Source organism: Acidobacteriota bacterium (genome assembly GCA_018268895.1).
Lineage (GTDB): Bacteria > Acidobacteriota > Terriglobia > Terriglobales > Acidobacteriaceae > Edaphobacter.
Window position 1 is genome coordinate 125,775 of the sequence record JAFDVP010000014.1, and the last position, 13,933, is coordinate 139,707.

General features: G+C 53.3%; 9 protein-coding genes. All 9 read right to left on the reverse strand.

Translation table 11 applies throughout. From position 1 onward, the window contains the following. Window positions 1–69: 69 nt before the first annotated feature. The 9 genes from JSS95_17725 to JSS95_17765 all read right to left on the reverse strand — a co-directional run bounded on the left by JSS95_17725 (window position 70) and on the right by JSS95_17765 (window position 13,819). On the reverse strand, window positions 70–1,188 hold the full coding sequence (locus tag JSS95_17725) for a polysaccharide biosynthesis/export family protein (protein ID MBS1801654.1): 1,119 nt from the start codon (window positions 1,186–1,188) through the stop codon (window positions 70–72). A 2-nt stretch (window positions 1,189–1,190) separates the two neighbouring features. Beyond that, window positions 1,191–2,639, reverse strand: coding sequence for a hypothetical protein (locus JSS95_17730; protein MBS1801655.1), 1,449 nt, complete (start codon window positions 2,637–2,639; stop codon window positions 1,191–1,193). A 333-nt stretch (window positions 2,640–2,972) separates the two neighbouring features. Beyond that, window positions 2,973–4,271, reverse strand: coding sequence for an O-antigen ligase family protein (locus JSS95_17735; protein MBS1801656.1), 1,299 nt, complete (start codon window positions 4,269–4,271; stop codon window positions 2,973–2,975). A gap of 146 nt (window positions 4,272–4,417) precedes the next feature. Then, a complete protein-coding gene (locus tag JSS95_17740) occupies window positions 4,418–5,635 on the reverse strand; it encodes a glycosyltransferase family 4 protein (GenBank protein MBS1801657.1) in 1,218 nt (405 codons plus the stop codon). A 68-nt stretch (window positions 5,636–5,703) separates the two neighbouring features. Continuing rightward, window positions 5,704–7,263: a flippase gene (locus tag JSS95_17745; GenBank protein MBS1801658.1), complete on the reverse strand. Its 1,560-nt coding sequence runs from the start codon at window positions 7,261–7,263 to the stop codon at window positions 5,704–5,706. Between the two features lie 9 nt (window positions 7,264–7,272). Beyond that, window positions 7,273–8,070, reverse strand: coding sequence for an FkbM family methyltransferase (locus JSS95_17750; GenBank protein MBS1801659.1), 798 nt, complete (start codon window positions 8,068–8,070; stop codon window positions 7,273–7,275). Between the two features lie 79 nt (window positions 8,071–8,149). Further along, a complete protein-coding gene (locus JSS95_17755; GenBank protein MBS1801660.1) occupies window positions 8,150–9,397 on the reverse strand; it encodes a DegT/DnrJ/EryC1/StrS family aminotransferase in 1,248 nt (415 codons plus the stop codon). 85 nt (window positions 9,398–9,482) lie between these two features. Continuing rightward, complete coding sequence (locus JSS95_17760) at window positions 9,483–11,702, reverse strand: polysaccharide biosynthesis tyrosine autokinase (protein ID MBS1801661.1); 2,220 nt, start codon at window positions 11,700–11,702, stop codon at window positions 9,483–9,485. A gap of 131 nt (window positions 11,703–11,833) precedes the next feature. Continuing rightward, complete coding sequence (locus tag JSS95_17765) at window positions 11,834–13,819, reverse strand: polysaccharide biosynthesis protein (protein MBS1801662.1); 1,986 nt, start codon at window positions 13,817–13,819, stop codon at window positions 11,834–11,836. Window positions 13,820–13,933: the final 114 nt, after the last annotated feature.

A 13,933-nucleotide genomic window follows, 5' to 3' on the forward strand; every position in this document is an offset into this window, starting at 1 on the left:
GAATTTTCATTGCGCCGTTTTGCAATCGGTGAAAGCCGCGCTATCGCTTCGCCAGAAAGGAAACCGCCTCTATGGAACCCTGCTATAGATCGCCATGCCAGTAGCAGTCTGGACAATGGCGTCGAGGGTTCGCTTGCCCGCCACTTTCGCGCCACTGGTGGGAACGAAGACTATGTCTTCCGATTGCAGATTGATATCGGGCGATTTTGCGGACAGTATCTTCTTGAGAGAGATGAGTTTCTCCTGGGGATCCCTTTCAGGTCCCGTTTTGCGAATCAACTGTGCTCTGTCGAGAGCGGCGGTGGGATTGGCGCCCTGTGCCATTGCGTATGCTTGGAGAATCGTCATCTGCGAGTTCTCCATGACGAACCCGCCAGGCAGACGAACATCCCCAACGACGTAGACAACTCCCGCTTTAGATACCACTACCGTATCGCCCGGATACACATAGATATTGCTTTGGCCGGAAGACTTACCGTCGTAAGACATGGTTACTACTTCCGACTCTTGCGAGCCGGACCGATGCAACACTGATACAGTATTGCCAGCTCGGGGAGTAGTGCCGCCAGCGGCAGAGAGTGCGTCAAACAGTTTTCGGGGCCCGGGCATCTGATAAACCCCAGGCTTCTGAACCTCACCCAAGACAGAAATGCCCTGCGTACTGAATTCCTTTTCGAGAACGGAAACACGCGGATCAGTGAAGAAGTTGCCGTCGCTGAGACGCTTTGCGATGAGCGCTTCGGCCTGGGCCGGGGTGAAGCCGCCGACTTTGACTGTACCCGCCAGAGGCAGTGTTATCTCACCTATCGAATTAACTCTGACATCCTTGACATAGTCCGGCGCACCGTACACGCTGACCTCAATCAAATCGCCTGCCCCAATCAGGATCTCAAAACCGGTCCCCCCGTTTGCGGTAGACGGAGAAGGCGCAAGAATTTTTCGTTGGCCGGTATCTCCGCTGGTGGCGGGAGCAGAATCCATAAAAGCACCACCACCTGAACCCTGTTTCGATATGTCATGCACTGCCGCGCCATTCTGACCAGGTGCGATCAGAGTTGGTAGAGGCGCAACCCTAATCGGTGAAGTGGGCTCTTGCGTCGTTTGGGCAGCCGATGCAAGCGCTCCAAGTAGCAGAAGTGCCAGGCCCATGCGCAAAGCGTTGGTTGTTGTTCCCGCGATATAGGACATAATCACCTCGATCTCTTCGCAGATTCAAAATCGAACGAGCTGCCGAACTCAGCTTTCGCTTTCAGAAAGGTAGAAAATAGGTTGAAGCCAAAACGCGAAATATGGAATTTGCAGTCGATCACGCGAAACTCTGAGCTCTGATTGAATGTGTGTATGCCCCTGCTTCCTGGGACCCAATCAGGAGTAATGCTCGTGAGCAGGCTTTCTTGATAGTCCGTCTCCGAAAGCACATCCACTCGGTGTAATTGGGCGGCATAGCCATACCCTTTTGAACAATCCTGACCAGGCCTGATCAGTTGTCCGTTGTCGAAATACAAACAACCAGCAGGACGGGCGTGGCAAACATCGAAAACGATAGGGTTCTTTGGGTGAGTCGTCCAAGGTCCCAATGGGGAGTCCGCGAAGAACAGGAACAATGCTTTGTCAGGTGAAGCGTGGTCGAGTACGCCTGCGGTAAACATCCACCATTTATCGTTATGGTGCAGCAGAGTGGAGTCGGTCGCTGCTACGTTTGACATCAAAACCGCTTCGTGAACCCACGAATACGGAAAATCACTTGCCCGATACATTTCAACTGTTCCGTTGTCGCGAGTTTCGGGAATCATGTATATCTCCCCTTGCCATGCGAAGAGGAATGGGTACGAGAGATGGTAGTTGCGCTCCAGCACTACCTGTGGCTCGCTGTAGTTGCCATTACTATCCACAACGCAGCACGAAATCACACCCTTTCGGGATGAGAACCAGTAATCTTCAAAAAAGAGATAGCTGCGCCCACTTTTCTCGAACAAGAATGGATCGGCGTAAAAATGATCCCGAGGCGGGCGCATGACTTTGACGCCGTGATCTGCCTTCGGCACGTCAGCTTTCGTCTGCATAACAATTGACCATTGCTCACGTAACAGGAGTTTCGTAAGTTCATTCCGAAGAGCCCACATAACCCAGCGCGCCAGGAAGCGCGCCATGTGTAGATTGCCGAGGGTGCGATGCTTTGCGTGTTGGCTAACATTGGTTCCGGAGCAAATCTGTGCATTCATCCGCACGCGCGCCGTGTCGGAGAGCTGCGCGATCAGAACGTTAGTTATTTCCCAGTAAGCGGCGTTCTGATTCAGTGCCAGGGAGAGGAAATTGGTGGTAACGTACGAGCAATATACGACGCGAGTCGAATTATGTCTTCGCTCAATTATCTGAAGTCCGTGCAACGTGAAACGATTGCCTTCGTACATATCCCAAAATTGACCCGGGACCTCGCCTGCTTCGCAGAAAGTGTCCTGTTGCACCGACCACGCACCTAAACCGACACACCCTGACAAATCGGCTCCAGGAACGCCATGCCCGAGATATAAGAGCAGATCAAGGTTGGCCCCTTTTATGGCTGCAAGATCGTCATCCAGAAAGGGAGTGTCATTGCACGTTCGGAGCAAGACCGGGGTAGCCCGACGGTTCAAGGGCAAGCGCCACTCCCGCAACCGAAGAGCATCGGTCCTAGACCGACGGATCCAACGATCAAATGCAGCCCAGTACCGAAACAGGATAGGACCACGCCTCGGTGTCTCCTTCGAATCGTCATTCAGGACAATAAAGAAAGGTTCGATGGTGCTGCAATCCGTCAGTTTGTAAACAAGATACTGAATCCAGCCGGGCACCCACAAAGAGTCCACAACCAGCCCGAGTCTTAGCGGAACGGACGACGGTGGGCTGTCTGAGGCAACGACGGCAATGTTGGAGAGTGAAGGCACTTCGTGAACTATCCGGAACGTGCTGCGTTGGAAATCAGAGGTATTGCGCTATCGTGAGCCGGGGTCGCAGAGTTCTTCGTTTTCTCGCTGGACGTGCAAGGCTCCAACGGAGAGAGCCCAGGTGAACCAGAATGCCTTCCGCCAAAGGATGTCGAGCCCAAATCCAGCTGCCAGCATTCCCCAGCACGCCGCTTCGAAGGCTACTAGCCGGGATGAAGCGAAGATATTTCGAGTGACTCGCGGAAACGCCCGCATATGTGAGCGCACCGCGCCAAACAGAAACAACGTTCCAAGGATTCCGAATTCGACCGCTACGGTGAGATAGATGTTGTGGGAAGCGCGCTGATCTCCTGCGAAGAAACGCGAGGAGCCAACGTATCTCTCAAACGCGTTGGAAAAATTGTCCAGTCCCGCCCCGAAAATGCCGTAACTTCTCAGAGAATGTATGCCGATTAGCCAGATATCCTGCCGCCCTGCCATTCTGCTAGTGGAAGCTTCCTGCACGCGCTCGAAGAATAATCGCGGCATGAACAGCAGTGCAGTGCCCGCGACAATTACTGGGAGAAACAGTCGCCAGTTCAGACGCAGGCGGAGCAGAAATACAAATGTAATTACCGCCACAGCAGCGAGGGCCCCTCGCGACATCGTCAGAAACACGGCAAATGCAATCGCGCCAGTACTAGCCAAAAAGAGTACACGGTGTGGCCAGGTACGGCTCGACAGCACACCGCCAAAGGACAGCGACAAAGGCAGGAGAAGAGCGACGGCAAAAAAATTCGGATCCGACTGAGTTGATCCTTCCGCGAGAGAGACACGACCGGGGGCACCCCCTGAATGAGAGAACATATAAACGGAATAGATTGATGCACCCGTTCCTCCCAGGACGGTCAATAGAGAAATCCAGGACAACTCCTTGTCCGTGATTCGCAGTGAAACGACAGCCATGTAGAGGAGCCATAAGCCTACTGCCGTTGGAAGGCGCTTGAGAGCCATTGTTTGATCTATGGCCCATAGACTGGATACCCCGCCCCACAGAATGAACAGCGACCAAAATAGCGCCGTTTGTGGCGGTCGAATAATTCGTTCGCGCAACAAACCGGCGCTCAGAATCACAAATAACGCAAGCAAACCCACGTATCTGAGGAGAGTGTCACTTGGATCGGTACTGTTGCCCAAAGTGGTCATGGTCTCGAACGGGATGAGGAAGGCATACAGTCCCAGAGCCACTTCAATCGGGCGTACGAGCAACAACAACAGGCCAAAAACTCCGACGACAAAGAGCCAATTCTCCGAGGCAATCATCCACCCCAGAGAACATGCGGTGACGGCTAGAACAGTCATCGTCACAAGCAGGTGTGAGCTTCTGGATGGGGAGCTCTGGTAGGAACCGCGAATGGTTGTAGAAAACATGGGAGGTCGCTTCACTGCCTCAAGATTCAGCCACAAACATCGGCCTTGAACACTTCTTCACTGACGGTTTGCGCAACGCTCTACTATAGTTGGCGAGGGCAAAAGCATTGATATAACTCCACCATGCTTCTGGCATGACTGTCTGCCGAGTACCGCTGGTGAATCTCATCGTAGGCGACTTGCGTGAGGTATCCCCGCAAACTGGTATTGCTGTAAAGAGACATGCAGGCGTGGGCTAATTCCTCGGGGTTTTCGGTGGACACGAGTATTCCGTTCACTCCATGCCGAATCACTTCGGGGATGCCACCTATCTTTCGAGAAACTACCGCAACTCCAAGGGCCATAGCTTCGAGCATCACCATTGGAATGCCTTCGTGATCGGAGCAAATCAGCAGAATATCCATTGCGCGCAGAATGTCATAGACATCACTACGCTCTCCAAGCAAAGCCACGCGCCCTTGCAAGCCGGATCCGAGAATCAGCCGACGTAACGGCTCCTCTTGACGCCCGCCACCGGCGATAACGAAATTCGACTTCGGGAGTACCTCGGCCAAACGCTTTGCCGTAGCAATGAACAAATCATGCCGCTTAATGCATTCCAGTCGCGCTGCGATCCCAATGACGAAGCTGTCAGCCTGTAGCCCGAGCCGCTGCTTTGCTTCCATAGGACTCAAGCTGGAACTCACGCGCTCAAGGTCCACTGCATTGCGAAGAATAGTAACCCTTCGCGAATCTACATACCTCTTCCAATACTCGCCAAGATCCGAGCTGACGCTGACGATCCTGGCCGCTGTGTACTTCGCTGCAAGGCGGTCGGCAACTAGCACACCCCAGTGTTTCGGATTACGAAGAACGGAATACGGCTCGGGATGTCCATGCTCGGTCCGGACCAGGTGCGGTACATGGCAAGAACAAGAGATCAATAGCGCTATGAGGTTCTCTTTGTAATTGTGAGAGTGCAAGACCTGGATATTCGTGCCATTCACAAAGTCCGAACATTCAGAGACGAGCCGCAGAAAACTCTTCTGTCTTTCACTAACTACCTGTACGACTACTCCAAAGCTGCGCAGCTCTTGAGCTAGCCGGCCCTCGCGAAGCACGATCGCGTATAGCGCAATTTCAGAACATTTTGAGAGTGCGCGCAACAGAGTTGCAACTTGCACCTCGGCCCCAGCCCAAGCCTCGCCCTCACACACATGACAGACAGAAATCCGGCGATCATACAGGTGCCGTTGTGGGCTGAGCAGATCGGAAGATCCGACAGTCTGCTTGTCTTGACGATTCAGCACGGCTTCGAGCATCTCATCAGCCTCATGGTTGAATGTGGGCAATACTGGTGACACCTGTCCTTGCACACCGTGCTTACATTTCAAGCGAATAGCCTGCCAACAATCGGTAGGCGAAGAATTTCCGGAAAGATATTGGCAATCCTTAAATGTTTCTTGACCAGCCACAACACAAATGTCGAAACCGCAAGGGCGAGTGTCAGTGCGACATAGATGTTATGCGGCGTGAAGACCTGGATCAGGTACAAGCCAACGGCGCTCGAACCAAGCACCAGAAAGAATGAGGCATAGCGCTTCTCGAAGAAGCTGATGCCACCGCCCCAATGCCACAAACAGAACTGTCGAAGCAAATTCTGCATAATCAAACCAGCGGATGTTGCAAGCGCCGCGCCGATAGCTCCGTAGTGCGGGATCGTCAATAGGTTCAATACGACAATGAAGAGAGGAGTCACTAGGTTCAGAACGACCATCACCCGAACCTTGCCGAGGACTTTCAACGTTACGCCATTGAAAGCAAAAACAACATTGAAGAAATAGCCAAGTGAGAGTATCGCCAAAATTGGTGCGGAGGGAGCGTAGCGCGCTCCGTATAGAAAGACCGTGAGCGGATGCGCAAAGCAGGCCGTGGCGAGAAAGATCGGAAATGCCAGCACACTCATCCAGAGCGAGGTCTCCCAGAAGAGATGATTGATGCCAATCGTGTCACCTTTAGCAAACAGCCGGGACGCGAATGGCATATAGAGCGGCATGAAATTGCCAGGGATCATGCCGCAGAGAGCTGCGGCAGGCAGCACAACGCGGTAGTAAGCCACAGTTGATATAGGGTGGAAGTAGCCAAGAAGCAATACTGGTATTGAACTCCCAACCATGCCAAGAATGTTCGACGTCATCAGCGGCACGCTGAAGCTGAATATCTCCCGGAGCGGAAGTCGGATGCACTTCAACTCCTGCAATAGCTCTTGACGGTACAACTCGCGAAGAATCAATCCGCCAAATACAGCCACCGTGATTAACTCGGCCAGCAAGTAGCCATACGCGAGAAACGGAAGTTCAGAGCGTCGAAAGACGACCAACGTGATAACGATCACTCGCAGCATCGGTGGAATGATAAATTTTCCCCAGAAGATCTCCCTCGTTTTTCCGAAACACGCGAACAGGTTCATGATCAAGAGGTCCGTAGTTTCTAGCGGGATCAGAAACATCAAGATCAGCAGAAGGCCTGCCGGTTCTCGCCCTTTCGTCAGAAAAGCCAGTATCGGGCCGGACATCACACCAAAAGTCACGATCAGGAAACTGCTGATGAGAAGGGTTACGGCAAACACTAAAAAAATGCTGCCTAGCACCTTCGAAAGATTGTGCCTGGCGTGGTAGATGGGTACGAAACGGCTCATCGCTTCATTGAAGCCCAGGGCATATGTCTTACCAACTGCAACGAGAGACAGTGCATAAGCTAAATGTCCGAACGCTTCAGTCGTCAAGTAGCGTACGAGCACAAGGTGGGGAAGAAACGTAATCGCCAAAGAAAAGACGTTCCCAATCAGGAACAGGCTAGAGCCACGAATGTGGTCGCGGGCGATGCCCACAGAATCGGCTCCCGTCGTTTCGTTGGAAGCCGGTCCGAGGTCTATTAGTTTGGACGCCATACACTTTCTTCAATCAGCGAACATCTCGCGCTCCTCCGCTGCAGCCAGGAGACGCTCGCCGCTTCCACTACAACGCGACGGCAGGTAGCAGAGGGTGTCGATTTGCAGTCCATTGAAGCGATAGCCGTTCTCGAAAAGCTTGCGATAGAGCCTCTCCAACGTTGCTCGGGCCGTGTGGCAATGTTCAAAGTGGATGATAGTCGGCTTGACCCCGCAGGCCAGAAATTGTTCGACTACTTCGGAATCGTAGCCTTGCACGTCTGTCAGGAGCAGATCAATGTTCGTAATCTGGTGTTTGGAAAGTAGTGTCTTCACCGACAGCGCGGGCACATCCAGCGCCTGTACTTGCACCTGCACCCCGGATGCTTTCGGATTTTTGAGACCGCGAATTAGTGCGTCTTTCTTGAGGCTTGCGAATACTGTCAGATTGGCAGTTGCATCCCGATGATCAGCTACGAACAACTGGGCAGTGCCATCTTTGTCCGCGATGGCGGCGTTCTCAAAAGAGAGTTGCTTCTCCTGCTCATAGCTCGTTAGTAGTTGTTGAAAGACCTGCGGCTGCGGCTCGACTAGAACTCCATGCCAATGATATTTGGTCACAAATTGGCGGAGCGGGTCATCAGTCAACCCATCATTCGCCCCAATTTGGACGAAGAAAAAATCTGGCCGGTGGGCCGCGACTTTAGTGAGTACGAGGTCCAGAACGTCAATGGGCGCGCAGACGGGGTCAGTGCATTTTTCAATACGGTAACCAAAAGCGTTAGCGCATCGTTGGACAAGCACTTTCAGTGTTTCTCCGAAGGCCATGTTACTCTCCGCGGTAAATCCACCTTGGAACGTATATCTTTGCTTCGCTCTGAAACGCAGCTGCCACACCAATCTATCTTCAGGATGCGAGTGCCTCAGACATCTGGATAGAGGCAATGCTCAACACCTTTTCAACCGCTTGAGCGGTGTCCAGCATGTCCTGCTCATTGAGCGTCGGGTGGACGAGGAACATCAGGCTTGTCTCGCCTAGTTGACGTGCGACATCCAATCGTTGTGCGGGGCGCATACTTTCGGGAAAGGCCCTTTCAAGATAGACCTCGCTGCAACTTCCGCAAAAGCATGGAATCCCTTCGGCGACGACCGCCTGTAGAAAACGATCCCGGTTCCACCCAGCCTGCAACCATTCCGGGCGAAGGAACACATAGTATTTGTAATATGCGTGATGGATCTCACGGGGGGGAGCCGTGACTCGGAGGGCCGGTAGAGTACGGAACCGCTGGCTCAGAATATCGGCATTTGTGCGACGGCGTTCCAGTTGGCTGGGAAGCTTCGCCAGTAGGCTGCGTCCGATAGCTGCCTGCATTTCGGTAAGGCGCCAATTCGTTCCGAATGAGTCATGTAACCAACGAAACTCTGAGGAATGATGTTGCTCGTAAGCAGCGTCGTGGTCCTTGCCGTGATCCTTGAAACTCCACGCTCGTCTCCACAGATCATCGTCATTGGTGGTCAACATACCGCCTTCCCCTCCGGTGGACATGATCTTGTCCTGGCAGAACGAGAAAGCAGCAGCATCGCCGAGACATCCAACCGGACGCCCCTTGTAAGTTGCACCGTGTGCCTGAGCGCAATCTTCGATGACCCTGAGCCCATGTTTGCGAGCTAAGTCGATGATTGGATCCATGTCACAGGGCCAACCCGCCAAGTGGACCGCAATAATTGCTTTAGTCCTCGGGGACAACACCTCACTGATACTATCTGCCGTAATCGTTTGGCTAATTGGATCTACGTCCGCGAACACCGGCCTTGCGCCTCGCATGATGGCGCAGCTGGCTGATGCAACGAAGGTGCGGCTGGGTACGATAACCTCGTCGCCTGTTCCAATCTCCAACGCATAAAGCGCCAGTTCGAGAGCCACCGTTCCATTTGCGACTGCAATCGCATGCTGACAACCCGCAAAAGAAGCAAACTCGTTCTCGAACTGTCTAACTTCCTCACCTGTCCAGTAGTTGAGTTTTCCAGACCGCAAGACGTTGCTGACTGCTTGGACTTCGTCCTCCGATAGTGATGGCCACGGCGCCAATGTGCGGGTCCGTACACATTGGCCACCATCGATAGCTAAATTGCACTGAGGTTGTTTCTCGTGCATATCGGCATCCGGGAGAATCATTGTCAAAGGTCTTTCCGGCAGACGAGCGGGCTTCCGCTCTCCAGTAACCACTAAGACCTGGTAGTCAGCCTGCAAGACCGTAGCTGCGGTAGTAGTCGTAGTCCATAGCGGGGCATTCAGCGGCGTTGAGAACAAACTCGACTACTGGAGCTGAGCGCACCCTTCTCAACAGGTCGATGGTGCGCTTCAGGTTTTCGCGCGTGGTCAAGCCACACCGTCCAACCACGATGATCCCATCTGCAAGGGTGGAAAGCGCCCGGCCATCGGAGAATAGGAGCATCGGGGGCGAATCGATAACAATATATTCAAATCGCTGTCTCAGCTTCCCCACCAGGTTCGACATTGCGCCGGATGAGATCAGTTCACCGGGTTCGCCTGGCGCGGAACCTACTGCCAGTACTGACAGGTTTGGTAGTCGCACTGCCGAAACGAGTACCTGGTCAACTTCCATGGTTGCTGACAAGACCTCCCTGATGCCGTGATCTGCAGCGATTCCAAGCGCCTGCGCTACGCCTTCTTTGCGCAGGTCAGCATCCACAATGCAAGTTTTCCCATGCCTTGCGAGCGTGAGGGCAAGGTTGATGGAAAGGGTTGTTTTTCCTTCGCCAGCGAGCGGTGAAGCGATCAGCAATACCTGCGGGTTGTGGGCATTCTGACGAGATAGACGCACAGAGACGCTGATGCTTCGAAGCGCTTCTCCCTCAGGGGAGTTTGGCCGATCGATCTGAAATAAATTGGGCTTTTGCTCCGTATGATGCGGCTGCACCAGCCGCCACGGATGACCCTGTCCAGCCGGGACCCCACTACCGATCACTGGGACTACGGAGACTGATTCCGTTCCAAGGCATTTCTTGAAGTCCCCTGGCGTACGGATACGTGTATCCATACGTTCTCGTACGAATGCGAGAATCACCCCGCCCAAGATACCTGCAAGCAGACCAACCCCCATGTCCTGACTGCGATGTGGGCGCGTAGGTTTATCCAGTACGCGCGCCCGATCCACCACACGGACGTTGCTCGATTTCGTTTCCGCCGCGATGGCCGCCTCCTTGATCTTCTGGTAAAGCGCCTCGTAGAGTTGCGTGTTCGCATCGGATTCCTTCTTGAGAGCGTTGTATTGTGCCAGCATGGTCATCTGCTTACTGGCACCCTGCATTTGCGATTGCATCAGATGCTCACGGGTTTGTGCCGCCGTATAGCTCGTCTGCATGTCTCGGAGGATCTCAGCGCGCTGCGCGTTCAACTGCAGTTGAAGTTCGTCCACCTCGTTCTGAAGCTTCTTGGAATTAGGATGATTGGAGCCATAGATCGCGCGTGTTTCCGAAAGCTCCGCCTTGACTTCCACTAGTCTTTTTGTGAGGTCCTGTACGACAGGGTTGTTATTGATCTGGGGCAATGAACCGCCTGGAATACCATCAAGCTCATCCATGAAGGACTGCAACTGAATACGATCGGCCTGAGCCTGCATCAATTGCCGACTCAGTTCCACGATCTGTTCAGTGAACCGATTCTGGTTGTCCCCAATCGTACTAATGCCGTTGTCCTTCTCGAAGTTGCTCAGTGCGAGATTTGACTCACTCATGCGCTGGCGAATGTCATCCAACTGACTCTGCAGCCACTTCGACGACTGCGAGATGGCGTCGTTTCGCAGCTTGTAGTCTCGCTCGATAAACATATTTACCAGCGTGTTCGTAACCGCTGCCGCCACTATTGGATTGTGCGCTGATACGCTAACCGTGATTAGCCGGCTTGCTACGTCACGCGTGATCTTTCTCGACTGCTTGAACACTGACAGAGCCCTGTTTTCCGCGGGCGTCAAGGGCACGGCAACCTCAGTAGCCGGTTTGGATCCGCCGCTAATTGCATTGGTATCCGCCCCGAAATAGGGGCTCTGATCAAGACGAAGTTTCCGGATCACTTCCAGTGTCAACTCATCATTTTGCAGGTTCTGAGCCTGCGTTTCGATATAGTCGGTCGAAGCCCCGCTATTATTATTGCCTTGCAGCGAAAACACCTCAGCTCCCGGAGGGTCAACTTCCACCCGCGCTTGAGGCTCATACACCGGCTTCATCAACAGTGTTATCGCTGCCACGCTTATCGCGACAGAAACGGCGAAGGCCGCCGACAGGGGCCAGTGCTTTTTGAGAATCTCGACAGCGCGGAACCAGTCTGCGCCTTCTGAGGTATTAGGATGGCTTCGCAGAGAGTAATCAGACCCGTTGAACTCCTTCGAGTACTGAGAGCTCGAGCTCTGCTCCGTCGCCGAACCAAAATGCCGGCGCATTGCTTCAGCTCGTCGCGAGACTGTCGCGTCCCATCGTTCAGGTGGCGTCCATAGTTCAGAATTCCTGCTCATTGTCTCTCCGTTCTGCCGCACTCGCGACTGGAAACGGTTGTTTTCACTTTGTTCCCCGATCAACGCTGCTGTTCATAACCTTGCTGCGCCGGTGCGGGAACTTGCGCAGGTACAAGCTGATTAGGCAAGTGGCTCGCCGAGTACCAAAGCTGCCCCCGAGCGCGCCGATACACCAGCGCCATGTCGTGACGATCTACTTCACACAAGGCACGAATCTCCTCTCCCGGCTTATATTCAGGCACAATACGCTGGAAGGTCTGTATCAACCCGTGCACGCTCTTCGCTTCTACGAGCGCCGAAAGTTCATCAAGCCATAGCTGAACCTGATCAAAGCTGACGGGGCCGCCATCGAGTACCCGGATCTTGGGATGAGACGTCGGTTTGAGGCCTTCTCCATCCAACATGAGTTCTTCAGACAACTTCTCGCCAGGACGTAGGCCCGTAAATATGACGGGAATATCCTGGTCTGGCTCCAGACCGGAAAGGCGAATCAAATTTCGAGCCATGTCCGCAATGCGGATCTGCTTACCCATTTCCAGTACGAAAATATCGCTCGCGTCCCCCATGGTCGAAGCCTGTAATACAAGTTGGATCGCTTCTGGGATCGTCATGAAATACCGCCGCGCCTCAGGATGAGTCACAGTGACAGGCCCGCCGGCTGCGATCTGCTGTTGAAAAATTGGTACTACGCTGCCGTTGCTACCGAGGACGTTTCCGAAACGCACCGCAACGTAGCGTGTGTGCTCGTGCTGCAAACCCAGGATGATCAACTCGGCGATCCGCTTCGTTACGCCCATGACATTCGTCGGATTCACAGCTTTATCCGAGGAAATCATGACAAAGGTCTTGCAGCCGAACTGCCGTGCGACAAGCGCTACATTGTAAGTGCCGAAAATATTGTTGGCCACTGCTTGGAAACAGCTCTGTTCCATCAAGGGCACATGCTTATATGCTGCTGCATGGAACACAATATCGGGCCGATGCAAGGCAAATATCTCGCGCATGGCGCCTGCATCCTGGATATCGGCGATCACAGGTACAAAGTGTTGTTGCGGCCGGTTGGTGCTGAGATCCAAACTAAGTTGGAAAAGAAAATTCTCCGAACGATCAACGAGTATCACCTCGCGTGGCGCAAAATCACAAACCTGCCGGCTTAGCTCCGAGCCGATCGACCCGCCGGCACCCGTAATCAGCAACACCTTGCCTTCGAGCTGATCTCGTATCGTTGCCAAATCGGTTTGGACTGGCTGTCGGCCGAGAAGATCTTCCAGTCGCGCATTGCGCAGATTGGCAATGGATGCGCGCCCCCCGTTGATATGGCGACTGAGCGGAGGAAGAATCTTGAAATCGACCTTACATTGACGACACTTCGCGATAATTTGTTCTATTTGACTTCCACTGGCGGAAGGAATGGCGATGAGCACACACCGGATATTCATCCGGCGGTGAATCTTCGGGATGTCGTCGCTTGAGCCCAACACCCTCGAGCCTTGAATGCGAATACCGCGCTTAGTGGGATCGTCGTCAACGAACCCAACCGGCTTTAAATTTAGTTGCGAGTTACGCTTTAGCTCACGTGCAATAGTGCTTCCCGCCCGCCCGGCCCCAACGATCAGGGTGTTGAGCTCAGCCGCTCCGCGCTGCGCGCTCTCCGTGTACGCTCGAACAGCAAAGCGCGTCCCCCCAACAAATAACACGATAAGCACAAGATCAATTGCAAGTATCGACCGAGGATACCCATCCACTTTGAGAATCTGCTCGATCAGCAAATATAAGACAGCCGTACCAATCAACGATGCTTCGCAAATGTCCAACGCATCGCTCATGCCTGCATAACGCCACCATCCGCTGAGAAGACCAAAGGCATAGAAGACGAGGATCTCAATTGCAACAACCAACGGCAACGTTCGTAAGAACAGCAATTGATAAGTATCACTGAGATGAAAATCTAACCGAAGCAGAAAGCTCGCATAGTAGCTCATCGCTAACAGGCATATCTGCGAAGATAGGATGAGCATCCGTCTATAGTTCAACAGGCGATTCACGGTATCCCTCCTATGCTTTTGTAAAGTGATCCAGAACGCACGCCTGGAACGCTATCTACCGGAGTTACTAGCGCTAATTCGATGGTGTCGATATTTTATGTACGGCGGCCAACA

Bases quoted from the DNA above. Each gene is read 5' to 3' on its own strand.
- JSS95_17725 (MBS1801654.1), bottom strand. From the start codon at position 1,188: ATGTCCTATATCGCGGGAACAACAACCAACGCTTTGCGCATGGGCCTG.
- JSS95_17740 (MBS1801657.1), bottom strand. From the start codon at position 5,635: ATGCTCGAAGCCGTGCTGAATCGTCAAGACAAGCAGACTGTCGGATCT.
- JSS95_17745 (MBS1801658.1), bottom strand. From the start codon at position 7,263: ATGGCGTCCAAACTAATAGACCTCGGACCGGCTTCCAACGAAACGACG.
- JSS95_17750 (MBS1801659.1), bottom strand. From the start codon at position 8,070: ATGGCCTTCGGAGAAACACTGAAAGTGCTTGTCCAACGATGCGCTAAC.
- JSS95_17755 (MBS1801660.1), bottom strand. From the start codon at position 9,397: ATGCACGAGAAACAACCTCAGTGCAATTTAGCTATCGATGGTGGCCAA.
- JSS95_17760 (MBS1801661.1), bottom strand. From the start codon at position 11,702: ATGCGCCGGCATTTTGGTTCGGCGACGGAGCAGAGCTCGAGCTCTCAG.